The sequence below is a fragment of the Micromonospora sp. DT233 genome (genome assembly GCF_049841815.1).
Lineage (GTDB): Bacteria > Actinomycetota > Actinomycetes > Mycobacteriales > Micromonosporaceae > Micromonospora.
Genome location: NZ_JBNCLB010000005.1, coordinates 236,349 through 261,729, shown reverse-complemented (window position 1 = coordinate 261,729; position 25,381 = coordinate 236,349). Strand labels below are relative to the sequence as shown.

At 73.3% G+C, this 25,381-nt stretch carries 24 protein-coding genes; 12 read left to right on the top strand and 12 right to left on the bottom strand.

What is annotated here, in order from left to right:
- The first annotated feature begins 108 nt into the window (after nt 1-108).
- On the top strand, nt 109-2,106 hold the full coding sequence (gene ctaD / locus ACLQ2V_RS14945) for a cytochrome c oxidase subunit I (RefSeq protein ID WP_425719064.1): 1,998 nt from the start codon (nt 109-111) through the stop codon (nt 2,104-2,106).
- 147 nt (nt 2,107-2,253) lie between these two features.
- Here ctaD and ACLQ2V_RS14940 read toward each other — a convergent pair whose 3' ends face one another.
- Nucleotides 2,254-3,390, bottom strand: coding sequence for a SigB/SigF/SigG family RNA polymerase sigma factor (locus ACLQ2V_RS14940; protein WP_425719063.1), 1,137 nt, complete (start codon nt 3,388-3,390; stop codon nt 2,254-2,256).
- Between the two features lie 281 nt (nt 3,391-3,671).
- Nucleotides 3,672-5,093 (bottom strand): hypothetical protein, encoded by a 1,422-nt coding sequence (locus ACLQ2V_RS14935; protein WP_425719211.1) that lies wholly within the window; start codon nt 5,091-5,093, stop codon nt 3,672-3,674.
- A gap of 283 nt (nt 5,094-5,376) precedes the next feature.
- Between ACLQ2V_RS14935 and ACLQ2V_RS14930 the strand changes: the two genes are divergently transcribed.
- Nucleotides 5,377-5,601 (top strand): CDGSH iron-sulfur domain-containing protein, encoded by a 225-nt coding sequence (locus tag ACLQ2V_RS14930; protein ID WP_425719062.1) that lies wholly within the window; start codon nt 5,377-5,379, stop codon nt 5,599-5,601.
- A gap of 474 nt (nt 5,602-6,075) precedes the next feature.
- Here ACLQ2V_RS14930 and ACLQ2V_RS14925 read toward each other — a convergent pair whose 3' ends face one another.
- From ACLQ2V_RS14925 to ACLQ2V_RS14915, 3 genes are read right to left on the bottom strand one after another with little or no spacing between them, the layout of a single operon-like run.
- Nucleotides 6,076-7,206, bottom strand: coding sequence for an iron-containing redox enzyme family protein (locus ACLQ2V_RS14925; protein WP_425719061.1), 1,131 nt, complete (start codon nt 7,204-7,206; stop codon nt 6,076-6,078).
- 52 nt (nt 7,207-7,258) lie between these two features.
- A complete protein-coding gene (locus tag ACLQ2V_RS14920; protein ID WP_425719060.1) occupies nt 7,259-9,007 on the bottom strand; it encodes a thiamine pyrophosphate-binding protein in 1,749 nt (582 codons plus the stop codon).
- The gene (locus tag ACLQ2V_RS14915) at nt 9,000-10,124 is read right to left on the bottom strand and encodes a Vms1/Ankzf1 family peptidyl-tRNA hydrolase (protein ID WP_425719059.1); all 1,125 of its coding nucleotides are present in this window, start codon (nt 10,122-10,124) and stop codon (nt 9,000-9,002) included. The genes ACLQ2V_RS14920 and ACLQ2V_RS14915 overlap by 8 nt, the downstream gene beginning before the upstream one ends.
- Before the next feature lie 161 nt (nt 10,125-10,285).
- On the opposite strand from ACLQ2V_RS14915, the gene ACLQ2V_RS14910 reads away from it, so the two are divergent.
- Together ACLQ2V_RS14910 and ACLQ2V_RS14905 are read left to right on the top strand one after the other, a co-directional pair.
- Nucleotides 10,286-10,837, top strand: coding sequence for a hypothetical protein (locus ACLQ2V_RS14910; protein ID WP_425719210.1), 552 nt, complete (start codon nt 10,286-10,288; stop codon nt 10,835-10,837).
- A 59-nt stretch (nt 10,838-10,896) separates the two neighbouring features.
- Nucleotides 10,897-11,757: an alpha/beta fold hydrolase gene (locus ACLQ2V_RS14905; RefSeq protein WP_425719058.1), complete on the top strand. Its 861-nt coding sequence runs from the start codon at nt 10,897-10,899 to the stop codon at nt 11,755-11,757.
- A gap of 25 nt (nt 11,758-11,782) precedes the next feature.
- On the opposite strand, the gene ACLQ2V_RS14900 is transcribed toward ACLQ2V_RS14905, so the two are convergent.
- A complete protein-coding gene (locus ACLQ2V_RS14900; RefSeq protein ID WP_425719057.1) occupies nt 11,783-12,121 on the bottom strand; it encodes a DUF3817 domain-containing protein in 339 nt (112 codons plus the stop codon).
- Between the two features lie 182 nt (nt 12,122-12,303).
- On the opposite strand from ACLQ2V_RS14900, the gene ACLQ2V_RS14895 reads away from it, so the two are divergent.
- Nucleotides 12,304-13,782: a glutamate--cysteine ligase gene (locus ACLQ2V_RS14895; RefSeq protein WP_425719056.1), complete on the top strand. Its 1,479-nt coding sequence runs from the start codon at nt 12,304-12,306 to the stop codon at nt 13,780-13,782.
- Nucleotides 13,783-13,804: 22 nt separating this feature from the next.
- On the opposite strand, the gene ACLQ2V_RS14890 is transcribed toward ACLQ2V_RS14895, so the two are convergent.
- The gene (locus ACLQ2V_RS14890; RefSeq protein ID WP_425719055.1) at nt 13,805-14,419 is read right to left on the bottom strand and encodes a TetR/AcrR family transcriptional regulator; all 615 of its coding nucleotides are present in this window, start codon (nt 14,417-14,419) and stop codon (nt 13,805-13,807) included.
- Nucleotides 14,420-14,505: 86 nt separating this feature from the next.
- Here ACLQ2V_RS14890 and ACLQ2V_RS14885 point away from each other — a divergent pair, with 86 nt between their 5' ends.
- Nucleotides 14,506-15,240 (top strand): SDR family oxidoreductase, encoded by a 735-nt coding sequence (locus ACLQ2V_RS14885; protein ID WP_425719054.1) that lies wholly within the window; start codon nt 14,506-14,508, stop codon nt 15,238-15,240.
- 22 nt (nt 15,241-15,262) lie between these two features.
- Here the strand turns inward: ACLQ2V_RS14885 and ACLQ2V_RS14880 are convergent, their stop codons facing one another.
- Genes ACLQ2V_RS14880 through ACLQ2V_RS14870 form a run of 3 tightly spaced genes read right to left on the bottom strand, consistent with a single transcriptional unit; the run spans nt 15,263 to nt 18,116 of the window.
- Nucleotides 15,263-16,198 carry a zinc-binding dehydrogenase gene (locus ACLQ2V_RS14880; RefSeq protein WP_425719053.1) on the bottom strand — a complete coding sequence of 312 codons (936 nt, stop codon included), beginning with the start codon at nt 16,196-16,198 and terminating at the stop codon, nt 15,263-15,265.
- A 44-nt stretch (nt 16,199-16,242) separates the two neighbouring features.
- Nucleotides 16,243-17,544: an MFS transporter gene (locus ACLQ2V_RS14875; protein ID WP_425719052.1), complete on the bottom strand. Its 1,302-nt coding sequence runs from the start codon at nt 17,542-17,544 to the stop codon at nt 16,243-16,245.
- Complete coding sequence (locus ACLQ2V_RS14870; RefSeq protein ID WP_425719051.1) at nt 17,541-18,116, bottom strand: ArsR/SmtB family transcription factor; 576 nt, start codon at nt 18,114-18,116, stop codon at nt 17,541-17,543. Before ACLQ2V_RS14870 ends, ACLQ2V_RS14875 begins: the two co-directional genes overlap by 4 nt.
- A 666-nt stretch (nt 18,117-18,782) precedes the next feature.
- Here ACLQ2V_RS14870 and ACLQ2V_RS14865 point away from each other — a divergent pair.
- The 6 genes from ACLQ2V_RS14865 to ACLQ2V_RS14840 all read left to right on the top strand — a co-directional run bounded on the left by ACLQ2V_RS14865 (nt 18,783) and on the right by ACLQ2V_RS14840 (nt 22,146).
- Entirely contained in the window at nt 18,783-19,262 is a 480-nt protein-coding gene (locus ACLQ2V_RS14865) for a DUF2975 domain-containing protein (protein WP_425719050.1), read from the top strand.
- Entirely contained in the window at nt 19,262-19,468 is a 207-nt protein-coding gene (locus ACLQ2V_RS14860) for a helix-turn-helix domain-containing protein (RefSeq protein WP_184690149.1), read from the top strand. The genes ACLQ2V_RS14865 and ACLQ2V_RS14860 overlap by 1 nt, the downstream gene beginning before the upstream one ends.
- Nucleotides 19,465-19,647, top strand: a complete 183-nt coding sequence (locus ACLQ2V_RS14855; RefSeq protein ID WP_425719049.1) for a hypothetical protein — start codon at nt 19,465-19,467, stop codon at nt 19,645-19,647. Before ACLQ2V_RS14860 ends, ACLQ2V_RS14855 begins: the two co-directional genes overlap by 4 nt.
- 69 nt (nt 19,648-19,716) lie before the next feature.
- A complete protein-coding gene (locus ACLQ2V_RS14850; protein WP_425719048.1) occupies nt 19,717-20,559 on the top strand; it encodes a CHAP domain-containing protein in 843 nt (280 codons plus the stop codon).
- A 226-nt stretch (nt 20,560-20,785) separates the two neighbouring features.
- Nucleotides 20,786-21,367 carry a CHAP domain-containing protein gene (locus ACLQ2V_RS14845; RefSeq protein ID WP_425719047.1) on the top strand — a complete coding sequence of 194 codons (582 nt, stop codon included), beginning with the start codon at nt 20,786-20,788 and terminating at the stop codon, nt 21,365-21,367.
- Between the two features lie 152 nt (nt 21,368-21,519).
- Nucleotides 21,520-22,146, top strand: coding sequence for a GNAT family N-acetyltransferase (locus ACLQ2V_RS14840; protein ID WP_425719046.1), 627 nt, complete (start codon nt 21,520-21,522; stop codon nt 22,144-22,146).
- On the opposite strand, the gene ACLQ2V_RS14835 is transcribed toward ACLQ2V_RS14840, so the two are convergent.
- Both ACLQ2V_RS14835 and ACLQ2V_RS14830 read right to left on the bottom strand, forming a co-directional pair.
- A complete protein-coding gene (locus ACLQ2V_RS14835; protein WP_425719045.1) occupies nt 22,135-24,579 on the bottom strand; it encodes an FtsX-like permease family protein in 2,445 nt (814 codons plus the stop codon). The two genes, ACLQ2V_RS14840 and ACLQ2V_RS14835, sit on opposite strands and share 12 nt — an antisense overlap.
- Nucleotides 24,576-25,346: an ABC transporter ATP-binding protein gene (locus ACLQ2V_RS14830; protein ID WP_425719044.1), complete on the bottom strand. Its 771-nt coding sequence runs from the start codon at nt 25,344-25,346 to the stop codon at nt 24,576-24,578. The genes ACLQ2V_RS14835 and ACLQ2V_RS14830 overlap by 4 nt, the downstream gene beginning before the upstream one ends.
- Nucleotides 25,347-25,381 lie beyond the last annotated feature (35 nt).

Here is a 25,381-nt window from a genome sequence, read left to right as displayed (position 1 = left end):
GACTCACCCCCAATTTACCAAATTTACCGCTCTCGCCTGGTTACATGGGGAGAGGGGCGGGTAGGCACGCCCGTCCCTTCTGCCGTGACGACGGGTGAGTGAGCTGACATGCCCAGACGGGTAACCACGGAACCCGGGCGCGACCGGGGCCCCGCGATCCTCGCGCCGGCCCGCTTCGGCGGCTATCCCGGCCCGGTGCGCTCGCCCCTGCCGGGATCCAGTTTGATCAAGCTGCTCGGCAGCACCGACGCCAAGCAGATCGGCCTGCTGTACCTGATCACCTCGTTCGCGTACTTCATCTTCGGCGGCGTGCTGGCGATGCTGATCCGCATCGAGCTGGCCCGGCCGGACATGCAGTTGCTCTCCCCCGAGCAGTACAACCAGATGTTCACCATGCACGGCACGATCATGCTGCTGCTCTTCGCGACGCCGATGGTCTTCGGCTTCGGCAACTACCTCGTGCCGCTGCAGATCGGCGCCCCCGACGTGGCGTTCCCCCGGCTCAACGCCTTCGCCTACTGGCTCTACTTCTTCGGCGCGGCGATGACCGTCGGCGGGTTCCTCACCCCGTCCGGGGCGGCCGACTTCGGCTGGACCGCGTACAACCCGCTGAACCTGTCGCAGCACAGCCCCGGCATCGGGGCGAACCTCTGGGTGGTCGGGCTGGTCGTGTCGGGGCTGGGCACCATCCTCGGCGCGGTCAACATGATCACCACGATCCTGACCCTGCGCGCCCCCGGCATGACCATGTTCCGGATGCCGATCTTCACCTGGAACCTGCTGCTCACCTCGGTCCTGGTGATCCTGGTCTTCCCGCTGCTGGCCGCCGCGCTGCTGGCCCTGGCCTCCGACCGGCTGCTGCACTCGCACGTGTTCGACCCGACCACCGGCGGCCCGATGATCTGGCAGCACCTGTTCTGGTTCTTCGGCCATCCCGAGGTCTACATCATCGCGCTGCCGTTCTTCGGCATCATCACCGAGATCATCCCGGTCTTCGCCCGCAAGCCGATCTTCGGCTACACCGGGCTGGTGCTGGCCACCATCGCGATCACCGTGCTGTCGATGGCCGTCTGGGCGCACCACATGTTCGCCACCGGGCAGGTGCTGCTGCCGTTCTTCAGCATCCTGAGCTACCTCATCGCCGTGCCGACGGGGGTGAAGTTCTTCAACTGGATCGGCACCCTGTGGAAGGGGCAGCTCACCTTCGAGACCCCGATGCTCTTCGCCATCGGCTTCCTGGTGACCTTCCTGCTCGGCGGCCTGACCGGCGTGCTGCTGGCCAGCCCGCCCGTGGACTTCCAGGTGACCGACACGTACTTCGTGGTGGCGCACTTCCACTACGTGATGTTCGGCACGATCGTCTTCGCCGCCTTCGGCGGGGTGTACTTCTGGTTCCCGAAGATGACCGGCCGGCTGCTCGACGAGCGGCTCGGCAAGGCCCACTTCTGGACCATGTTCGTCGGCTTCCACGCCACCTTCCTGGTGCAGCACTGGCTGGGTGCCGAGGGGATGCCCCGCCGCTACGCCGACTACCTGCCCGGCGACGGCTTCACCACGCTCAACATGATCTCCACCGTCGGGTCGTTCGTGCTCGGCGCCTCCACCCTCTTCTTCATCTACAACGTCTGGAAGTCCTGGCGGTACGGGGCGATGGTGGCGGTGGACGACCCCTGGGGCTTCGGCAACTCCCTGGAGTGGGCCACCACCTGCCCGCCCCCGCTGCGCAACTTCGACCGGATGCCCCGGATCCGCTCCGAGCGGCCCGCCTTCGACCTGAAGTACGGCCACCTCGTCGCCGACCTCGGCCGGGACCTGCCGCAGCGCACCACGAAACCGCCGCAGAGCCTCGGCGAGGAGTTGCACCACGAGCGGCACGACGCCGAGTCGCCGGCGGCCGAGGGCGCGCACGGCGCCCGGGAGGCCGTGGCGTACCAGCCCGCGCCGCAGTCGGGGGCCCGGCCGGTGGACGTGCCGAACCCGGAGGACATCCGCCGCCCCAGCTTCGAGCAGAGCGACGCGCCCGAGGACGAGCACGACCCCGGCGCGGGGCGGGAGCCGCGACAGAACGAACGGTGGCGGCACCCGCACAGCCGCGACGACGACTGACGTACGCCGAAGGTGGGGGCGGGCCGGTCGACCGGCCCGCCCCCACCGCGTACCCACTGCTCTTCTCGTCGGCGGCCGCACGCCGGCGGTCCGGTGCCGCCCGACGGGTCGCCGGGCCTGCGCCGGTGCGAGTGCGAGCCCCGCCGGTCAGTCGTGGGCCGGGGGCAGGCCGGCGGCGGTCAGCGACCGGCGGACCGCCGGCTGGACGCGGGTCAGCCGCAGCGGCACCCCGGTCCGCTGCGCGGCGTCCCGGCCGGCCAGCAGCGCGGCGATCCCCCCGGCGTCGAAGCCGCCCGCGCCGACCAGGTCGATGATCACCTCGCGGGGCTGCCCGGTCACCGCCTCCAGCATCGCCCGGCGCAGCTCGTCCGCGCCGTCGCGGTCGACCTCGCCGCCGACCTCCACCACGACCCGGTCGCCGGTGTGCCGCACCGCGATCCTCGTCCGGTCCGGTTCGGCCTCCGCCGGGCCGTTCTGCCACGGCGGCGGGGCGTCGGCCAGCATCGCCTGCCGCAGCCAGGTCAGCGCCCGCGACAGCAGGCGGGACACGTGCATCTGGGAGATGCCGAACCGGGCGGCGATCTCGGCCTGGGTCTGGTTGCCGTAGAAGCGCATGGCCAGGATGCGCCGCTCCCGCCAGGGCAGCCGGTGCAGCAGCCCGCTGACGGTCACCCGGTCGTCGACCGACTCCAACGCGTTGTCGCTCTCCCCCACCAGGTCGCCGAACTCCGCCGAGCTCTCCCCGCCCACCGGCGCGTTCAGCGACGCCGGGCTGTATCCGGCGGCGGACTCCAGCGCCGCGAGGATCTCCGCCTGCGGGGTCTCCAGCCGCTCGGACAGCTCCGCCACCGACGGGGCCCGGGACAGCTCACTGGTCAGCGCCGAGGTGGCCTGGCCGACCTCCAGGATCAGGTCACGCAGCCGCCGGGGCACGTGCACCCCCCAGGTGCGGTCCCGGAAGTGCCGCTTGATCTCCCCCACGATGGTGATGGCCGCGTACGCGGTGAACGAGCCGCGCTCCGGGTCGTACCGGTCGACGGCGTTGACCAGCCCGAGCCGGGCGACCTGCTCCAGATCCTCCAACGGCTCACCCCGCCCCCGGTACCGGCGGGCCAGCCGGCCGGCGAACGGCAGCGCGAAGCGGACCAGGTCGTCGCGCGCCTCCTGCCGCCGCTCGGGGGGCAGCCCCTCGATCCGCGCCGCGTACGCCAGCGCCGCCGCGTCGAGGTCCTCCAGACCTCGTTCGGTGGGTGGTGGTGTGGTCGTGGTGGTCTGTCCGAACATCCGCGCCTCCCTCAGGAAGGTCCCCGCCTGATCGGGAAAGCCGGTCGTGGGCGTGGTCGAGCCACGCACCGGGCCGGAAAGTGGGTCACCTGACGTGGGTCACCTGACGTGTTCGTCGAGAAGCGTCGACCGCAGGGCTGCGCGGCGTGGTGGCCGTCGCAGCCAGCGGACTTCCCGCTCCGTAGGTACTCAATCACGGCGACCCGGGTTCGCGAGGATGTTTCGGCCGGCCGGTGCCGCCGGGCCCGGCGCGGCGGGCGGACCGCGCGACGCCGCCGGGGTCAGCAGACCAGCAATCCCTGCCCACCTGCGCCGTCGCGCAGCGCCTGCACGGCGGTGGCGGCGGGCAGGTGCGGCGGCACCGGCAGGTCGTACGGCTGCGCCCGCAGCACCTCGGTGGCCCGGCGGGTGGGCACCGCCGCCATCGGGTAGCCCCGCGCCGCGGTGCGGTCCACCGCCCGCCGGCGGCGGCCGAAGGCGGCCACGGCCAGCCACTGCGGCAGCCCGGCCAGCGCCGGCGAGCGCAACCCCGGCGACTCCGGCAGCACGTCGACCGAGCTGAACGCCTCACTGCCGGCGAGCCACCACTCCACGGCGTCGACGCTGCGCCGGGTGGCGTTCTCGCACCAGTACGGCACCAGCCCCGCCCGCACCACCTGCCACGGGTCGAGCAGCCGGCCGCACTCGACGACCAGTCGGTCGCCGGTCTTGCCGGCCCGCCGCAGCCACGCCCGGTACAGGTCGGCCACCGCGGCGCTGAGCGCCTCCGGCCGGTCGACGAGCACCCGGTGCAGGCGGTGCCCACGCCGGCCGGCCCACTGCCCGACGGCGAGCTCGAAGCCGGCCTCCACCCCGTGCTCGGCGTAGCCCTGCCCCGTGGTGACCTCCGCCGGCTCCCACCGGGCCCCGTCGCCGCCGGCGCACCGCAGCACCTGACGCAACGCGGGCGAGTCCGGGTGGAAGTCCACCGGCTCCAGCCCGCTGCCCGGTGAGCCGGCCTGGAAGCTGTGTCCCCGTCCGACGTCGTGCACCGGCCAGGTCCGGGCGTCGCGCACCAGCAGCACCGGGGCGCCGGCGCTGACCCGCTCCGCCAGGAACCGGGCGTACGCCGCCGGCAGGCACTGCCAACGCACCGCCAGCGACACGGTCGCCCCGGCCTGCGCGCCCCGGCTGGCCGGGCAGTGCACCTGTCGTACGTGCACGTCGGGGTTGCCGGCCAGCAGCCGCGCGGCCAGCACCGCGCCGTGCTCCAGGGCGGCGGCGGGGCGGTCCACCGCGCCCCGGTGCCAGCGCACCGTCGTCTCGAACGCGGCGGGCAGCCAGGGCACGCCGAGGGCGACCGCGAGGTGCGCCGCCGCGCCGTGCGGGGAACCGAGCACCACCCCCGGGTAGCGTCGGCGCGGGTACTGCTCGACGATCCACCGGGCCACCCGGGCCGCGTCGACCTCGGCGGTCTGCTCCGCAGTCAGCGCCGTCCGCCCGGCGGCCCGAGCGGCGGCGGCCCGCCGCACCGGCTCGGGCACCGCGGTGAACCGGGACAGCACCGTCGGCGTGCCGAGGTCGGCGCAGTCCTCCCCGCGCAGGGCCCGCGCCGCGGCGGCGACCAGGACCCGTCCCGGGCTGCCCACCGCCACCACCCGGTCGCCGGCCAGCCCGGCGCCGTCCGCCGTGAGCCCCCCGCGTACCGGCTGCGCCCGTTCCAGCCCGCCTCGTTCGATCGCCACGCGGCCGGCTTCCCGTCCCGATGGGGTCTAAACGGGGCCTCCGCCACCCGCCGGGGGCATTCCCCGCTGGACGGCGGTGTGCCCCGTCCGCCCCCCGCCGCACCACCTGGGCACCCCGTCCGCCCCGCCCCCGCCCTCCTCCCCTGCCCGCCCCTCTCCCCCTGCTGGCTGAATCCGCGTTCACCCAGCAACTTCGGCGAAGTTGCTGGGTGGGCCGGGTGGGTTGGGGTTTCCGGGTCGGGTGGGTGGGCACTGTGCGGGCATGAGTGCCGACGATTGTCCTGCGAGGGCCACGATCACGCCCTATCCGGACGGGCCGCTGCTGGTGCGGGGGGACTTCGCCCTGGTGACCCCCGAGGGGCAGGCGATCGACGCCCGTCGGGGTGTGGTCGCGCTGTGCCGGTGCGGCAGGTCGGCACTCAAGCCGTTCTGCGACGGCTCGCACAAGGCGGTGGGGTTCCGCGCCGGCACCGACCGGGAGGGCTGACCGCCGGCCCGATCACCCCCACACTGCACACGGCGCCGCCCTCCACCCGGGCCTCATCCGCACCCCGCCCGTCCCGAAACCCACCCGCGTCCCGCAGCGGCCGCGCCGGAGATCTTGGCGAGAAACGGCCCCTGGAGGGGCCACTCTGTACCAAGATCTTCACAATTCCCATGAGGTGGAACGAAAGAATCAAAGGGTGGGCTCGCCCCAGCCGCCTTGACGGGGCCGGGTCTTCCAGCGGCGGGCTCGACTCCTCCCGCCCCGACCCGAGGGCCGGGGCCTCTTGATCCACTCAATGTGCGGCATGTCGCGCTCTCGCAAGAGCAGGAGAGCGCGTTGTACCGCACATCGAGTGGATCATGGCACCCGCTGGCCTGGATCCGTCGCCACCTCTCAGCAAAGCCTGGGCGGAAGTTGCCCACCCAGGCGGGTGCCCCGCCCAGGCGGGGTGGCTCGCCCAGGCGGGTGGCTCGCTCAGGCGATCGCGGAAACGACCGCTGCCCCGGAAACGACCGCTGCCCCGGAAACGACTGCGGCCTCGGATGCGACGGGGACCGGCAGGGCCGAGGTCGAGCGGGCAGAGTCGCGCAGCGAGCTCTCCCCCCGCTCCCAGGCGGCCAGCAGGTGACCGGCGAAGAGGCCCTCCACCGCCAGCGCCGCCGCCGCGCCGAAGACCAGGTCGGGGGCGAGCGCCGGCTCCGCGCGGGCCAGCCCGCCACAGAGGTCGTACGCGGCGATCTGCTCGTGCACGGCGTCGGCCTCGACGTGCTCGTCGTAGAAGGCGGTGGCCGTGGCGTCCAGGCCGAGCCGGCGCAGGCCGTTGCCGTAGCGGCGGTTCGGCAGCGAGGAGGTCATCTCGAACGCCGCCAGGTGCCCCAGCAGCGCCCCGCGCAGCCGGCGGTGCAGCCCGAACAGGGAGATCAGGTTGTTGCTGGCCAGGGTGATCGCCGGTGCCCGGTCCAGGTGGGCGGCGTAGTCGGTGTCCAGGTCGAGGCAGCCCATGGTGCGCCGGAACAGCTCGGCGTGCATCCGGTCCAGCTGGCCGTTGCCGTACTCGTCCATCTGGATCTCGACGAGGGCGGCCTTGGCCGGGCCGCCGAGGCGGGGCAGGCCCCAGCTGTGCGCGTCGGCCTCCCGCAGGTGGTAGATCGAGCGGAGGGTGACGAACTCGCGGAACTGCTCCAGGGTGGCGCGGCGCTGCACGGCGGCGGCCAGCGGCGGGCCGTCGTCGGCGGCCACCAGCTCCGCCAGCGCCTGCGGCACGCCGTCGGGGCGCACCGGCGGCAGGGGGTCGACCAGGCGGCGCACCGCCGTCTCGAAGACCCGCTCGGCGCGGGCCCGCAGGGCCAGCAGGCTTGGCTGCCACTCCCAGTCGTCGGCCACCCCCGCCCAGCCCCGGTAGTGCAGTTCGTAGCAGAGGAAGAGGGTGAGCTGGAGATCCTCGTCGGTCAGCGGGTCGGGCCCGGCCGGGTCGAACGGCGCGTCGAGGCCGGCCGGCAGGTCGTGCGGGGGCTGCCGCAGGGCCCGCACGAGCGCGGCCGAGACCGGCCCCCGGGGCGGCGGCAGGGTCGCAGGACCGTATCGACGGTCGACGGGCTCGGACATCGGTCTCTCCTCGCGGTCGGGCAGAGAGGCAAATGCCCTGGCCAGAGCGGGGTTAAACGAGATCGTCCACCGTGCCGGCCGGCACCCGGTCCCGCACCAGCCGGGCGGTGTCGCCGTCGGCGAAGAGGCTGCGCAGGTCCGCCAGCGCCGGCTCCGGCACGCGCAGCGCCACGGTCGGGTCGACCACGGCTTCCAGCACGCTGGGCCGGTCGGCGGCCAGGGCCTCGTCCCAGGCCGCGCCGACCAGCTCCGGGCGGTCCACCCGCACGCCGTGCAACCCGAGCAGCCGGGCCCACCCGGCGTACGGCACGTCGGGGCGGCGACCGGTCCCGCCGGGCGGCAGCCCACCGGCGTCGGTGCCGGAGTGGTCCCGGTTGTTGAGCACCAGCACCACCAGCCGGGGATCGGGCCACTGCGTCCAGCGGTGGGCCACGGTGATCAGCTCGGCCAGCCCGTTGAGCTGCATCGCGGCGTCGCCGACCAGCGCGATCACGGGCCGGTCCGGGCGGGCCAGCTTCGCCGCCACCGCGTACGGCAGGGCGCAGCCGGTCGCGCCCAGGGTGCCGCAGAGCTGGGCGGAGACCCCGGGCGGCAGGGGCAGGTGCCGGGCGTACCAGTAGAGGACAGAGCCGACGTCGACGGCGAGCGCGGCCGGGCGGGGCAGCCGGGCGGCGAGCTCGTGCAGGACGAGCTGCGGGTTGACCGGTTCGGCGGGGGACTGCGCGCGGGCCGCCGCCTCGGCCCGCCAGCGCTCGACGCTGCCCTCCACCGTCTCCCGCCAGTGTCGCCGGGGCCGGTCGGGCACCCGGTCGAGCAGCGCGCGCAGCGTCTCGGCGGCGTCGCCGACCAGCGGCACGTCCACCGGGTGCCGGGCGCCGACGCGGCGGCCGTCGAGGTCGATCTGGATGGTGCGGGCCTGCCCGGCCAGCGGGTAGTACCCGGTCCACGGGTCGTTGGTGCCGACCATCAGCAGGGTGTCGCAGCCCCCCATGAGCTGGGCGGCGGCGTTGCTGCCCACCTCGCCGAGCACGCCGGTGTGGAAGGGCAGCCGCTCGTCGAGGACGGGCTTGCCGAGCAGGCTCGTCGCCACCCCCGCGCCGAGCCGGTCGGCGAGCCGGACGATCTCGTCGGCCGCGCCGGACGCGCCCTGACCGACCAGGATCGCCGTGCGCTCCCCGACGCCGAGCAGGGCCGCGGCGGCGGCCAGGTCGGCGTCGTGCGGGAGCACCCGGGCCGGCGGCTCCCCCGGCGTCGCCGAGGTCACCCCGGCGGCCTGCGGCAGCAGGTCGGCCACCGCTGCCGTCTGCACCTGCTCCGGCAGCACCACGCAGGTGGGGCTGCGGGTGGCGGCGGCGGTGCGCAGCGCCTGGTCGAGCACGGCGGGCACCTGCTCGGGGGTGCGCGCGTAGCGGAGGAACTGGTGGCAGGCGTCGCCGAGGAGCCGGGTCAGCCCGATCTCCTCGTGGGCGCCGCCGAGCGGGCCGGTGACGTCCTCGCCGACGATCGCCACCATCGGCCTGCTCTCCAGCTTGGCGTCGTAGAGCCCGGTGAGCAGGCCGATCGCGCCGGGGCCCTGGGCGGCCAGGCAGACGCCGATCCCGCCGGTGAACTTGGCGTGCCCGCTGGCCATCAGGGCGGCGGTCTCCTCGTGCCGGGCGGGGACGAACTCCGGGTCCCCTCCCGAGCCGTCCAGGGCCGCGACGACCGGGGCGATCGCCGCCGCCGGGCAGCCGAAGACGCGCGGCACCCGCCAGGCCCGCAGCCGCTCCACCACCAGGTCGGCCCCGGTACGCTCAGCCATCGCCCCGCCCGGGGGTGCCGGCGTCGACGTAGCGCAGCACCGCGCCGACCCCGTCGGTCAGCTCGGGGGCCTCGTCGGGGGCCAGCACGGTCAGCTCCGCGTCGGTGCCGACCAGCGCCCGGATCAGGGCCGCGTCGGCCGGTACCCGGTGCGGTTCGGCGACCGCGGCGGCGGTGAGCTGGCCCGGGTCGGTGCCGAGGTCGGTCGCCTCGGGGCCGATCCAGAGCTGCGCGGTCGATGACGGGTCGTCCACGATGAGCATGGTGTCGACCTGGTTGCGTTGCAGCGCCGAGACCACGGCGTCGAGCCCCGCCCCGACGTCCTGCTGCATGCCGAAGCGGTCCAGCGTGGCGGTGATCCGCTGGTCGGCCACCTCGGCGATGGTCTGCACGGTCAGGTCGTCCATCAGCGTCGGGTCCGCCCCGGCGTGCCTGGACCCGGCGTCGGTGCGGACCACCAGGTCCTGCCAGCGGGGCGGCAGTTGGGCGGCGATCATGCCGGTGGCCCGCACGTCGCCGGCCACCACCAGCACCTCGGCGCCGACCTGCTCGGCCAGCTGCACCGTGGCCGCCGCCGCGTCGCCGGCGTTGTGGTGCCACGCCTCCATGGCGGCGCGCTGGTAGCGCGACTGCGACCAGCCGCCGGGGTTGACCCGGCGCAGCTGGAAGTCCTCCCGGCCGGTGACGTGGGCGCGGCGGGGCACACCGCCGGCGCTGACCGCCACGGCGTCGGCGCCGGCCCGGTCGGCCAGCACCCGCACCCAGGCGACCTGTTCGCCCCGCTGGGCGAGCAGCGGCATGGTGTGCGGCAGCTCCGACACCGTCGCCAGGTCCCGCAGCGGCGGCGCGGAGAGGTACTCGGTGAGCACCACCCGGCCCCGGGCGGCGAAGACGGCGATGCCGTAGTCCCCGGGCATCGGGTCGTGACCCCGGACCACCCGTTCGACGGCGTCGACGGTGGCCGCGTCGGCGCCCTGCTCCAGCAGGTGGCCCTTGAGGGCCCGCCAGCGCAGGTCCAGCGCCGGGTGGGCGTCCTCGGTGTCGCGGGAGGCGTCCAGGTAGACCGAGCACCAGGGCCCGGGACGGTCGTAGAGCGGGCGCAGGAAGGACAGCTGCATGCTCGACCCCTTTCCAGCTCGGCCCCCCGCTTACCCGCGCCGGTGGCCTTGTCACCTGAGCCCGCCACGAACATGACTCGCGTTCATTCACGTCATCCGCCCACCCCGGCGGATACGATCGGTGCAGGGAATCCGGACTCCCGGTGATGGACCTCTCGGCGGTGGTGAACATGGACAGTGACCTCGAATACCGGCCACTCGCTCGCCCGACCCAGCGGGTCGTCACCGGCCGGGTCGTCAAGCTGCTCGACGGCTATCCCCGCGAGCTGCGCATCGGCCAGCCGGTGCTGGTCGCCGTGGTGACGGCGGCGAGCCTGGTGGGGCTGCTGCTGCTGGCGTTCCGCTCGCTGCTGTCCAGCGCCGGTGGCGGCGGGTCCCGGCGCAGCTGGAAGGAGCTGCGCAAGGGGCCGGAGTTCCTGGTCACCCCGTTGCAGCTACGCGACTCCGACAACCGGCTCTGCGAGGTGGAGCTGCACGGTCACCTGGCGCAGAGCGCCCTGCACCCCGCCGACTGGGTGCAGATCACCCTCAAGCCGCAGGATCCGGACCTGCCGCCCCGGGTGGAGCGGATCGTCAACCTCACCACCGGGCAACTGCTCCGCCCCCGGCACGCCACCCTCTGGACCCACCTCGGGCCGCCGCTGCTGCTGCAGGCCATCCTGGGGGCGCTGCTGGTCGTGGTGATCGCCGTCGCCGTCGTCTTGCCGCGCTGAGGGCACCCCGGGCGTCGGGCCGACGTTTCCGCCGATCCGGTGCCGGGCACCGGGGGTGCATGTTCGACGGGTTCACGCTGGAAGAGATCGACGTCGGCGAGGTGCGGCTACGGGTACGCCACGGCGGTTCGGGGCCGCCGGTGGTGCTGCTGCACGGTCACCCGCGCACCCACGCGACCTGGCACCGGGTCGCGCCGCTGCTGGCCCGGGAGCACACCGTCATCTGCCCGGACCTGCGCGGCTACGGCGGCTCGTCGAAACCGCCGAGCGACCCCGGGCACACCACGTACGCCAAGCGGGCGATGGCCCGCGACGTGGTCGGCCTGCTCGACGCGCTGGGCCACGACCGGGCGGCGGTGGTCGGGCACGACCGGGGCTGCTACGCGGCGATGCGTACGGCGCTGGACCACCCCCGCCGGGTGAGCCGGCTCGCGGTGCTCGACGGGGTGCCGATCGGCGAGGCCCTGGCCCGCGCCGACGCCCGGTTCGCGGCCCGCTGGTGGCACTGGTTCTTCCTGGGCCAGTCGGCCAAGCCGGCGGAGCGGGTCATCAACGCCGACCCGGACGCCTGGTACGGCGGCTCGCCGGCCGTCATGGGCGAGCAGGCGTACGCCGACTACCGCCGGGCGATCCACGACCCGGCGACGGTGCACGCGATGTGCGAGGACTACCGGGCCGGCCTGGGCCCGGACCGGGCGGCCGACGACGCCGACCGGGCCGCCGGGCGGCGGATCGCCTGCCCCGTGCTGTTCTGCTGGTCCGAGCGGGACGACCTGGTCGACCTGTACGGCGATCCCACGGCGATCTGGCGGGACTGGGCCGACCACGTGCGCGGCGTCGCGATCGACTCGGGGCACCACATGGCCGAGGAGGCCCCGGAACAGCTCGCCGCCGAGCTGTCGGCGTTCCTCGCCCGGTGACGGGCGCTGCGGTGCGGCCCGCAGGTCAGCCCACCGGGGTCAACGGGCGCTCCGGCTCGGGCGCGGTGCGCAGCATCCCCCGGCGGGCGGCCCAGCGCTCGAAGAACAGGGTGGCGAACGGCGGGACGGCGCACGCCAGCGCGACGAGGGTGGGCCACGGCCGCCACCGCTGCAACCGGGCCACGGCCAGGACCAGCAGGCCGTAGGCTACGAAGAGCGCGCCGTGCACGGGCCCGAAGATCTTCACCCCGATCTCGTTGTCCGGCGGCCCGTACTTGACGGCCATGCCGATCAGCAGGGCCAGCCAGGAGCAGGCCTCGGCGACCGCCGCCGCCACGAAGAGCCTGGTGATCTTCTCGCGCATCGTCACTCCCTCACCGGTTGCCCGACATGGTAGTCAGCCCGGCGGGGCGGTCGGGCGCGCACCGCGGCGCGGCGGTGTGCGTCACCCGGGTGCCGGGCGGGTATGTCGAGGGACCTTCGGGTCTTCCCCCGGCCGGCCGCCGCGTGCGAGGTTGGGTGGACCAACGGTGACAGGGCGGTGACATGGGCGAGGACGTCGGCGTACGGACATTCACCCGCGAGGATCGGGCCCGCTACCGCGAGAAGGTGCGGCGGTGCCTGGACGTCTTCGCCGAGATGCTGCGGGAGTCGCGCTTCGACGTCGAGCGGCCGATGACCGGGCTGGAGATCGAGTTCAACCTGGTCGACGACGACTCGATGCCGACGATGCGCAACAGCGACGTGCTGGCGGCCGTCGCCGACCCGAGCTTCCAGACGGAGCTGGGGCAGTTCAACGTCGAGATCAACGTCGCGCCGCGCCGGTTGACCGGCGGCGGCACCTCGGCGTTCGAGGAGAGCATCCGGGCCAGCCTCAACGCCGCCGAGGCGAAGGCCAGGAGCGTCGGGGCGCACATGGTGATGATCGGCATCCTGCCGACGCTGCGCCCGGAGCACCTGACCGCGTCGACCCTGTCGGCCAACCCGCGCTACGAGCTGCTCAACGAGCAGATCTTCGCCGCCCGGGGCGAGGACCTGCTGATCGCGATCAGCGGGGTCGAGCGGCTGGCGGTGACCGCCGACACCATCACCCCGGAGGCCGCCTGCACCAGCACCCAGTTCCACCTTCAGGTCAGCCCGGCCCAGTTCGCCGACCACTGGAACGCCGCCCAGGCGATCGCCGGCATCCAGGTGGCCCTCGGCGCGAACTCGCCGTTGTTCTTCGGCCGGGAGCTGTGGCGCGAGACCCGCATCCCGCTGTTCCAGCAGGCCACGGACACCCGGGCCGAGGAGATCAAGGCCCAGGGGGTACGCCCCCGGGTGTGGTTCGGCGAACGCTGGATCACCACGGTGTTCGACCTGTTCGAGGAGAACGTCCGCTACTTCCCGGCGCTCCTGCCGGTCTGCGACCCGCAGGACCCGGCCGAGGTCCTCGCCCGTGGCGACGTGCCGAGCCTGGCCGAGCTGCGGCTGCACAACGGCACCATCTACCGCTGGAACCGTCCCGTGTACGACGTGTACAAGGGCCGCCCGCACCTGCGGGTGGAGAATAGGGTGCTGCCGGCCGGCCCGACCGTGCTGGACACCGTCGCCAACGGCGCGTTCTACTTCGGGCTGGTCCGGGCGCTGGCCGAGTCGGACCGGCCGGTGTGGTCGCAGATGTCGTTCAGCGCCGCCGAGGAGAACTTCAACACCTGCGCCCGGCACGGCATCGACGCCCAGGTCTTCTGGCCCGGCCTGGGCTACCTGCCCGTCACCGAGCTGGTGCTGCGCCGGCTGCTGCCCCTGGCCCACCACGGGCTGGACCGCTGGGGGGTGGACCCGGATGAGCGGGACCGGCTGCTCGGCATCATCGAGCAGCGCTGCCTCACCGGCCGCAACGGGGCCACCTGGCAGGTGGAGACGCTGCACCGGCTGGAGTCCGCCGACCACCTGGACCGCCCGGCGGCGCTGCGGGAGGTGGTCCGGCACTACGTGACCCTGATGCACAGCAACCGGCCGGTCCACGAGTGGCCGATCCCCTGACCGACCCCGCACCCCCGCGCGGTCACGATCCGCGCGGGGGCGCGGGGGTCAGGCCACGGATCAGGTTGTCGACCAGGGTCAGCGCGAAGCGCTCGGTGAGCGGCTGGTCGGCCACCAGCAGCCGGTGGTAGCAGGCCCCCCAGAGCTGGTCGACGACCGCCTCGGCGTCGGTGTCGGCACGCAGCTGGCCCCGGGCCACCGCCCGGCCGATCGCCTCGACGGCGAGGGCGCGGCGCGGCCCGGAGTACCGCTGCCGGTACGCCTGCGCCAGCTCCGGGTCGGTCTGCGCCTGACCGATCAGCTCGGCGACGACCCGACCGGCGGGCGTGTCGGCCAGCAGCCGGACGAAGGCGAGCAGTTGGCTGGTCAGGTCGGCCCGGATGTCGCCGGTGTCGGGGAACGCGAGGGTCGGTTCCACCACGGCGAAGTAGCCGTCGAGGGCGAGCGCCCCCTTGGAGGGCCACCACTTGTAGATGGTCATGCGGCTGGCCCCGGCGCGTGCGGCCACCCGTTCGATGGTGAACGCCGCCATCCCCTCGGTGATCAGCAGCTCGCCGGCGGCGGCGAGGATCTCCGCGCGCACCTGGGCCGCCGGGCGGCGACCGCGCCGGCCCGGTCGGGCCGCTTCCTCGGTCACACCCACCACCCTCCTTGTAGACACTCTGTCCACATCCTGGTTATATAGACACAGCGTATACAAGGATCGACCCGAAGGAGAGCACCATGAGCGACTCCCAGCGCGTCGCCGTCGTCACCGGCGGCTCCCGGGGCATCGGCCGTCAGGTCGCCCTGCGGCTGGCCGCCGACGGGCTCGCGGTCGCCGTCGGCTACGCCGGCAACCAGGCCGCCGCCGAGGAGACCGTCGCGGCGATCACCGCAGCCGGCGGCCGGGCCCTCGCCGTACGCGCCGACGTCGCCGACGAGCCGGCGGTGGCGGCACTCTTCGACGCCGCCGAGGCGTCCTTCGGCGGCGTCGACGTGGTCGTCCACGCGGCCGGGGTGATGACGCTCGCCCCGGTCGCCGAGTTCGACCTCGACGCGTTCGACCGGATGCACCGCACCAACGTGCGGGGCACCTTCGTGGTCGCCCAGCAGGCCGCCCGCCGTCTGCGCCCCGGCGGGGCGATCGTCACCTTCTCCACCTCGGTCGTCGGCCTGGCCCTGCCCGGTTACGCCGCGTACGCCGCGACCAAGGGAGCCGTCGAGGCGTTGACCCTGATCCTCGCCCGGGAGTTGCGCGGCCGGGACGTCACCGTCAACGCCGTGGCCCCCGGCCCCACCGCCACCGACCTGTTCCTCGACGGCAAGGACGAGCAGACCGTCGCCCGGCTGGCCGCCCAGCCGCCGCTGCAGCGGCTCGGCACCCCGCAGGACATCGCCGAGGTGGTGGCCTTCCTGGCCGGGCCGGGCCGGTGGGTCAACGGTCAGGTGCTGCGCGCCAACGGCGGCATCGTCTGAGCCGCGCCAACGGTGCCGAGGGTCAGTCGCCGAAGCGGGCGACGAGCCGCCCCGTGACCTCGTTGTTGCGCAGCCGCTCCAGGCCGGCCCCGATCTCGTCGAACGCGATCTGCGTGTAGACGGGCTCGATCTCGCCCCGGAGCATCAGGTCGAAGACCTCCTCGATGTCCTGCACCGTGCCACCGAGCGACCCGACGAGGCTCTTGCCGAGGATCGTGTTGCTGCTGATCGTGAAGGTCGGCGCGCCCAAACCGACCTGCACGACCTTGCCGCCGCGCCGGACGGCGTCGATCGCCTTCTGCGTGGTGTCGAACCCGGCGTAGTCCACGACGAGGTCGAAGCCCTGACCGGCCCACTCGGCCGCGTCGCGCACCACCCCCGTGACACCGGCGGCCGTCGCCAGGCCCCAGACCGACTCCTTCGTCTCGGCGACGTGCACCTCGGCACCGGTGAGGACGGCGGCGCGGGCACCGATCTGGCCCAGGCCGCCGTAGCCGATGACGCCGACCTTCATGCCCGCCGACGCGCCGCCGGCCTTGATGATCGCGTGGTAGGACGTCATGCCCGCGTCGGTCGCCAGGGCGGCCAGGGAGAGGTCGAGCCCGGCGGGAACCCGCGCGAGGTCCGCCGCGTCGGCGACCAGCTTGTCGGCGAAGCCGCCGTGCGCGAACATGCCCAGCGGCGGCCGGACCCCGGAGGAGCAGACGCCGACGACGTCGCCGACCTGCCAGCCCTCGACTCCCTCGCCGAGGGCGCTGATCACGCCCGCGTTCTCGTGCCCCTGGGTCATGGGCAGGAACGGCATCACCGACTCGCCGACCTGCATGTACATGATGTCGCTGTGGCACAGCCCGGCGGCCTTCACGTCGATGATCACCTCCTGCGGGCCGGGGGCGGGCTCCGCCACCTCGTTCATCGCGATCGGCTTGCCCGTGCCTTCGAACTGCCATGCCCTCATGTACTGCTCCTACCAGGTAAAAGGTGTTCCGAGCCTAGCTCGGGTCAGGCCGAGGCGAGCTGGGGATCCGCGGGCCGCTCGGGCAGGTCCCGCCGATGCTTGAGGGGCCCGACCAGCAGGATCAGCCCGGTCAGGGCGAGCCCGCCACACATGATCCACATGGTCGGCCGCACGCCGAGCGCGGTGCCGAGGGTGCCGGCGACGAGCGCGCCGACCGGAATCGCACCGAGGTTGACGAACTGCATGCTGGCCAGCACCCGGCCGAGCAGTTCCGGCGGGGTGTACCGCTGCCGGAACGTACCCTTGATCACGTTGCCGGCCACCACGCCGACGCCGATGACCAGCCCTCCGGCGACCAGCAGGGCCAGCCGAGGCCCGGCCCCGGCCAGCGGGATGAGCAGGGCGAACGGCAGGGCGCCCGCCCCGCAGAGCAGCACCCCCCGGGCGGTGCCGAACCGCCGTCCGATCGGGGTGGCGATCACCGCGCCGAGGACCCCGCCGCAACTGATCGCGGCGAGCAGGACGCCGACCACGCCCGCGCCGACGCCGACGTCGCGGACGAGGAAGACGACCAGGATCGACTGGTAGCCGATCAGGCCGAGGTTGCTCACGGCGCCGAAGACGGTGAGCACCCGCAGGTAGGGATCGCGGGCCACGAACCGGATCCCGTCGGTGATCTCCCGCAGCAGGTTGGCCGCCGCCCGCCGTGGCTCACGCGGCGGCTCGCGGAAGCGGATGGCCCGCAGGCAGAGGGCCGAGACGGCGAAGCTCACCGCGTCGAGCAGCACGGCGGTCACCGCGCTGGCGAGCTGTGCCACCAGGCCCGCCACCCCCGGCCCGGCCACCTGCATCGCGGCCTCCGTGCCCTGCAGCTTCGCGTTGCCCTCCGGCAGCGTCCGCCTGTCGAGCAGGGCCGGCAGGTACGCCTGGTAAGCGGTCTGGAAGAAGACCGCGGCGGTGCCGGCGGCGAAGGCGACGGCGAGCAGGTGCCCGATCGTCAGCACGTCGAGCCAGGCGGCCACCGGGACGCTGAGGAACAGCAGCATCGAGGCCGTGTCGCAGGCGATCATCACGGGGCCCCGCCGCAGCCGGTCCACCCAGGCGCCGGCGGGCAGCCCGACGATCAGCCAGGGCAGCCAGGTGGCCGCGTACAGCAGCGCCGTCTGGAACGTGGTCGCCTTCAGCGTGGCGACCGCGACCAGCGGCACGGCCACGCCCGTCACGCTGCTGCCGAGTCGGCTGCTGGCCTGGGCGGCCCAGAGCAGGCGGAAGTCGCGGTGCCGCAGCAGCCCGCCGCCGGGCCGACGGCCGCCGCCGGCCTGCCGCGCGACGGCGGCGCCGGTCACGGCCGCGCCGGTACGGCGTGGGCGAAGAAGAAGACGGAATCGCGGCGCAGCCCGTCGTCGGGCACTTCCCGGCTGCTCCAGCGCCCGACCAGGTCCAGCAGTTCCCCCTCGAACTCGGCCAGCTCGGCCGGCGTCAGCCGCAACCACTTGTCGGTCGAGAAGGACGTGTCCCCCCACACCTCGCGCGCCGTCTCGCGGTTGGCGTACCAGGCCCGCACCAGGCTCACCTGTCGGTCGAGGTTGAGCGAGATCGCGGCGTTCGCCACCGCCTGGCTCGCGGGATCGTCGTCGAAGTCGCTGCTGGACCAGCGCAAGTGGGGCGAGGCGAGCCGCCACCAGCGCTCGCGCCGGTCGCGGGCCAGCTCCGGGGCCTCCACCACCAGGTCGCACCCGGCGAGCACCTTCAGGTGGTGGCTGATGTTGGCCACCGCCTGCTCGGTCCGCTCGGCGAGCGCGCTCGCCGTCAGCGGACCGTCGACCTTGAGCACGTCCATCAGCCGCCGCCGCAACGGGTGGGCCAGCGCGGCCAGCACGGCGGAGTCGGTGATGGTGCGCGGTGCGGATTGGTCCATGCCGCCATCCTGATATGCACAAGAGCTCTTGCGCAACTGCTGCCGCTGAATATCCGCGAGAAGACCCTTCGCGACGACTAGCGGATAGCCGCCCTGAGCATGGCGATGACCTGCGCGAAATCCGCCGACCGGTCGGGATGAGACCGGCAACGGGCGGATCTGCCTTCGGCCAGCGCCACGATCTCCGCCGAAGAGGCGGCGCCTCGGTCCAGCAGCAGGCGGACGACGGCGGGCCAACCACCTGCCGCAGCGGACCGCAACGGCGTGCTTCGTGATCCTTCCAGACCTTCGACGCTGGCTCCGGTCGAGAGCCGTGCGGGGCGAACCTGCGGCACTTTTCGCATCGACCCGGACGCCCTCCCGCAGAAGACGTGCCACCTGCTCCACATCGCCGGACTCCGCCGCCTGCCCCAACCGCTGTATCGAATCCATTCCGAAGCAACCTACCGATCCCACGCACTCCTACGCGCACTCGCCCGTCGCAGTCCACCAGTGTCGCGTCACCTCCCCGCCCGCCCGCCCGCCTGTCGGCGGCGGGCGGCGCCCGTCTCCAGCCCCGTCGTCCCGAGGACGCCGCCGCCCGGCCGCCGGCAGCGCCCCCGCGTCCGGTTCATCCGTTCGGCCATGCCGATTGACATTCGATAGTTTCTGAGTGATAGTCGATGCATGTTGACCGAGCATCGAGCGGTAGGTCCGCTCAGAGTCTTCCTGGTGCTGCTCTTCGGGATCCTGGTCGTCTTCCAGACCCTCTCCCTGCCGGGGACATTCGCGCACATGGCGAAGGAGTCGCCGAACGACGCGTACCTGAGGTGGCCGGCGACGGCCGTGACCGTGTTCTGGGTGCTCTGCATCCAGGTGGTCATCGTCGCCACCTGGCAGCTGCTCACCCTGGTCAAGCGGGACCGCATCTTCAGCGAGCCCGCCCTGCGCTGGGTGGACGCGATCGTCTGGGCGATCGCCGCCGCCTGGGTGGTGCTGCTGGGCGTGTTCCTCTACGTCGGCTTCAACGCCGGTGACCCCGGGCTGCCGATGCTGCTGTTCCTGATGCTGGTGGGCGTCGCCGTGCTGGGGCTGCTGATGGTGGTGATGCGGGCGCTGCTGCGGCAGGCCACGACGCTGCGCACCGACATGGAGGCGGTGATCTGATGCCCATCGTCGTGCGCATCGACGTCGAGTTGGCCAAGCGCAAGATGAGCGTCGGCGAGTTCGCCGAGCGCGTCGGGCTCACCCCGGCCAACGTGGCGGTGCTGAAGAACGGCCGCGCCAAGGCCGTGCGGTTCAGCACCCTGGAGGCCATGTGCCGGGTGCTCGAATGCCAACCCGGCGATCTGCTGGAATGGGTCGAGGAATGAGGAAAAACAGGCGCTATCTCGTCGCCGCCATCGCCCTGGCCGTGGTCGCGCTCGGCGTCGTCGGTGTCGTGCACGGCGAGGCCGACGACTCGCCGGGCCTGCAACTCATCGGCGGCGCGCTCATCGTCGGCGCGCTCTTCTTCGGCGTACGGGCGCTGCGGCGCGGTCGTCAGCATTAGGGGTATGTCGATCTATAAATGACTTGTATGGTGGGCCGGTCGCCACTCACCCCCGGAAAGGAAGTGGCCATGCCCAGAATCAATCGCGTCCTCAGCGCCATCAGCGCGAGCGTGATCGGCGCAGCCCTCGGCGTGCTGGCGATCGGCGCGCCCGCACAGGCGGCTTCCCGCGACGGGGTCTGCAATGACGGGGAATTCTGCTACTACTACAACAGCGGCAACGCGGGGTCGATCTCCGACCACGGTGGGTCCCTGGGCGACTACGGCTCGACCCAGCCGGGTTGCTACGAGTTCAAGGGCGCCGGCGCGGGCAAGGGCGTATGCGTCAAGAACAACGCCGCTTCGGTGTGGAACCGCACCAACAAGACGGTTCGGGTCTACTTCAACAGCAACTACGGCGGTTCCCACCAGGACGTCGCGGCCGGCGCGAAGAAGGACCTGAACGCCACCCTGAAGAACAACAACGCCTCCCACCAGGCGCTCTCCCCCTCCAGCGGGACGACCTACCCGGCCAAGGATGACTACCCCTACAAGGGGGCGACCTCGGGCATCGACCCGTGGAACTTCTACAAGGGCCAGTGCACCAGCTTCGCGGCGTGGGCGGTGCGCAGCCGGGTCGGCGTGCCCTTCCACAACCAGTACAAGGGCCAGGCCCGCTGGGGCAACGCCAAGGACTGGGTCGGGGCCGCCAACCGCGCCGGCGTGCCGGTCTACAACAACCCGAAGGCCGGCGACGTCGCGGTCCGCCTGGGCGGCACCTACGGTCACGTCGCCTTCGTCACCAGGGTGAACACCAACGGCACCTTTGAAATCGACGAGTACAACTACGTGAACGCCGACAGGTACAGCCACCGGACGGTCTCGGTGGGGACCGCGAACAACCAGTTCTCCAAGTTCATCCGCTTCAAGTGACCCTCCGCCCCGGCTGAGGAGAGCGGGCACGCCCACCGATCCGGCGGGCGTGCCCGCAACGCACATCCGCCACCCCCATGAAATCAGCGGAAAATGAGCGGCATCAGTGCAGGAAGTCGGCCTTTGCGACCCCCGGCCAGCACGACGGCGAAAGCATTAGGGGTTTGGCCGATCATCGATCAGTCGTAGGGTCGACCCGTCCGCACAACTCGGAGAGGATGTGCACATGGCAAGAATCGCTCGCGCCGTCGGCACCGGCCTGCTCAGCGCGGCCCTCGGCGTCATGACGCTGACCGTGCCTGCTCAGGCGGCATCGCCAAGCGCAACGATGAGCCCGAACATCACGCTGACCAACGACAATGTCGTTCAGCGGACGATCTCCATCAACGCCGCCAAGAAGTACCCGGCGAAGAACGACTACCCCTACAAGGGGCAGGGCTCGGGAATCGACCCGTGGAATTTCTACAAGGGGCAGTGCACCAGCTTCGCCGCGTGGGCGCTGCGCAGCCGCGTCGGCGTGAAGTTCCACAACCAGTACAAGGGCCAGGCCCGCTGGGGCAACGCCAAGGAATGGGTCGGGGCCGCCAAGCGCGCCGGTGTGCCGGTCCGCAACAAGCCGAAGGCCGGTGACATCGCGGTCCGCCTCGGCGGCACCTACGGCCACGTCGCCTTCGTCACGAAGGTGAACGCCAACGGCACCTTCCAGGTCGACGAGTACAACTACGTCAGCGCGGACAAGTACAGCCACCGGAGGGTCTCGGTGGGCAAGGGCAACAACCAGTTCTCCAAGTTCATCCGCTTCAAGTGACCCTCGACCTGCGCTGAGCAACGGGCACGCCCACCGACCCGGTGGGCGTGCCCGCAGCAGGTGCGGTCCCCCTCGTCGGCCGGGATGCGACCCTGGCGGCCTGCGGGCGAATTCGATCGCGTCCCGCGTACGCCGCGTGCGATCGTGGCGCAATGCCCCAACCGATCCTGCGCTCCGATCGCCTGCTGATGGTCCCGCTCGCGGACCGGCACCTGGAGCTGGAGGTGCGGCTCGACTCCGACCCGGAGGTGCTGCGCTACATCTTCGGCCGGGCGCGCTCCCGCGACGAGGTGCTCACGTCCCACGCGGGGCGGCTGCGCCTGGCCCAGAAGGTGGACGGCCTCGGCTTCTGGATGGCGTTCGGCACCGACGGCGGGGCGCGCGGCTCGGCGCGGCCGGAGCGCGAGACCGACGGCGACTTCGTCGGGCTGATGATGCTTCCTCCCGCGCACGGCCCCGACCAGCCCGACGACCCGACCGTGGCCGAGCTCGGCTACCGCCTCCTGCGGGACTGCTGGGGCCGGGGCCTGGCCAGCGAGGCGTCCCGGGTGCTGCTGCGGCACGCCTTCGACACCGTCGGGCAGCGCCGGGTGATCGCGCAGACCATGACGGTGAACGCCGGCTCGCGGCGGGTGATGGAGGCCGTCGGCCTGCGGTACGTCCGCACGTTCTACCCGTCCTGGGACGACCCGCTGCCGGACACGGAGCAGGGCGAGGTGGAGTACGAGATGACCCGCGAGATGTGGCAGGCGATGACTGCCCCAACGTCAGCGGGTTAGCCCCTGCGCCGGAGGGATCTTCGTCGCCCGGCGCGCCGGTGCCACGCTGGCCAGCACGCCGACCACGACGGCGGCGAGCAGGAGCAGGCCCAGCGCGCCCCAGGGCAGCCGGACCACGGGCTCGGCGGTCCGGCCGACCGCCGCCGTCACGCCGACCAGACCGACCGGCACCCCGATGACGATGCCGGCCACCGTGCCGACGACCGTGATGGTCACCGCCTCCACGCCCAGCATCGCCCGCAACCGGCCGCGACGGGTGCCGAGGGCGCGTAACAGCGCCATCTCCCGCGTCCGTTCGACGACGGAGAGGCCGAGGAGGTTCGCGATGCCCAGCATGGCGATGACCACGGTCACGGCGAGCATCCCGAACGACAGGCCGAGCAGGATGGCCAGCACGGCGGCGATGTCGCTGCCCTCGGTCACGCCGGCCCCGATCTCGATGCCGGGATCACGCGCGGCGACGGCGTCGACCCTCGCGGCGAGCGCGGCCCGGTCGGAGCCCGCCGGCGCGACGCCCCACACCACGGTCGGAACGGTGCGGACCCCCCGGTCGGCCAGCGCCTCGGCGGCGGCGACCCCGAGCAGCTGGCCGGTCGTGTCGGCCAGTCGGCCGGCACGGGCGGTGAACGTGAGGGTCCGGCCGGCGGCGACGACCTCGATCTCTGCGCCGTCAGCCAGGCCACGCCCGGTCAGGTAGGCGCCCGGCACCAGCAGGACCGGCGAGTCGCCGGAGGCGGTGAGCTCGGGCGCCAACCCGGCGGCCGATCCGGCGGGGAGCGCCGCCAGCAGCTCGGGGGTTGCCTTGCCGCCGTCGGGAAAGCGGGCCGCCACGGTGCCGACGGTGACCGTGCTCGACAATCCGGGCACGGCGGCGAGGGCGGTGGCGGTCTCCCCGCCGATCGGCGCCCCGTCGGTGCGGGCGCTGACGGCCACCGGGTAGCGGCGCTCGAGGTCCGCGTCCACCGTGGCCTGCCCGCTGGTGGCGGCGACCCCCAGGCTGGTGATCAGGGCGGCGCCGACGACCACCGCCATGGCCGCCGCGGCCGTCCGGCGCGCGTTCTGGCTCAGGCTGCTGCCGGCCAGCCCCGCCGCGACGCCGAGGTGCTCCAGGACCCGCGCCACCGGCGGCAGCAGCAGGGCGATCGCCCGGGGCAGGGCCACCAGCAGACCGACGGCGAGCACCAGCCCGCCGGCCAGTGCCAGCGGCAGGGAGGCCCCGACCCCGGCCAGGGTGAGCAGCGCCGCGCCGACGACCGTGACACCCAGGCCGACGACGAGGCGCCGCCCCCCGCGTACGGTCTCGGCGGGCGGCGCGGACGCCTCCCGCAACGCCCGGACCGGCGCGACCCGGGTGGCGTGCCGGGCGGGGAACCAGGCGGCGACCAGGGCGGCCAGCACCCCCGCGAGGGCGCAGAGCACCAGGACGACCGGGTCGACCCGCAGGCCGGCGCCGTCGACGTCGAGCAGGCCGGCGCCCAGATAGCCGACGGCCACGCCGACGAACACGCCCGCGACCGCGCCGACCGTCGCGGCGATGGCGGCCTCGCCGAGCACCAACCGCCTGATCTGGGTACGCCGGGCCCCGACCAGCCGCAGCAACGCGATCTGCCGGACCCGCTGGGCGATCACCACCTGGAAGGTGTTGGCGATGACCAGCACGGAGGCGAGCAGCGCCACCGCCGCGAAGGCGAGCATCAGCACGACCAGTTGGGTGTTGCCGCCGGCGAAGCGGGAGGCCGCCTGATCGGCGGCGGCGGAGGCGGCCATGGCGGAGGTCCCGGGTGGGAGTGCGCCCTCCACGGCCTCGACGGTGGCGGCGAGACGGCCGGAGTCGGCGACGGTGAGCAACGCGGCGGGCGGGACGTCCCCGGCGAAGAAGGCCGGGTCGGCGTAGAACCGGAACGAGGAGCCGGTCAGCGGCCGGAAGCCGAGGTCGGTCGAGCCGGTGACGGTGACGGTGACCGGGGCCGCCGCGCCGTGCCGGAAGACGAGGGTGTCGCCGACGCCGACCCCGAGATCGTCGAGCGTGCGCTGGTCCGCGACGACCTCACCCGGGGTGGCGGGCCACGTCCCGTGGTCGAGCGCGAACCACCGGACCTCGGGGGTCGCGGCGATGCTCTGCACGTTGGCGGAGCCGCGCCGCGCACCGCCGAAGACGCTCACCGTGCGCGCGTACTGCGGGTCGACGGTGCGGACGTTCGGTGCCTTCGCCGCCTCGTACCAGCGGGGGTCGCGTACCGAATCCTTTGCGTCGACGACGATGTCGGCGGTGGTGAGCGGCGCGGCGGCGGTGAGCCGCAGGCCCTCGCCGGAGGTCGCGGCGAAGGTGGCCGTGGCCGCGAGGAGACCCGTGGCCAGCAGCACCGCGGCGACGATCGCCAGCAGCCGGGCGGGATACGCACGGGCCTGCGCCCAGGCCAGGGACAAGATCATGGCCGGACCGCCGTCGCCGTCGCCGTCGCCGTCGCCGTCGCCGTCGCCGCGAGGATCGCCTCGCGCGAGGGCGCGTGCAGCTCGTCGCGGATGGCGCCGTCGGCCAGCACGAGGACCCGGTCGGCGTACGTCGCCGCGCCCGGATCGTGGGTGACCATGATGATCGTCTGCCCGTCCCGGCGCGCCGCGTCACGCAGACCCGCCAGCAGGCCCCGACCGGTCGCGATGTCCAGGGCGCCGGTCGGTTCGTCGGCGAAGACGACGGACGGGCGGGCCAGCAGGGCCCGCGCCACGGCGACGCGCTGCTGCTGGCCGCCGGAGAGCTGCGCGGGCCGATGACGCAGCCGGTCGGCGATCCGCAGCTGCTCGGTGACCGCCCTGAGTCGCGCGGTGTCGACGCGGCGGCCGGCGAGCCGTAGCGGCAGGACGATGTTCTGCTCCGCCGTCAGCGTGGGCAGCAGGTTGAAGGCCTGGAAGATGAAGCCGACGTGGTCGCGGCGCAGGTCGGTCAGCGCGCGGTCGTCCAGCCCGGCCAGCGGGATGCCCGCGATGCTGACCGAGCCCTCCGTCGGGGTGTCCAGGCCCGCCAGCAGGTGCAGCAACGTCGTCTTGCCGGACCCGGACGGCCCCATGACGGCGGTGAACTCGCCCGCGGCGAAGTCGGCGGAGACCCGGTCGACCGCGACCACCGTGGCCTCGCCGCTGCCGTAGGTCTTGCGCGCCTGCCGGCAGGCGACCACATCGGCACTTTTCGTTTGCATAGTCACTGACTCACGGTAGGGATTCGGGGCGGTTGCCCACA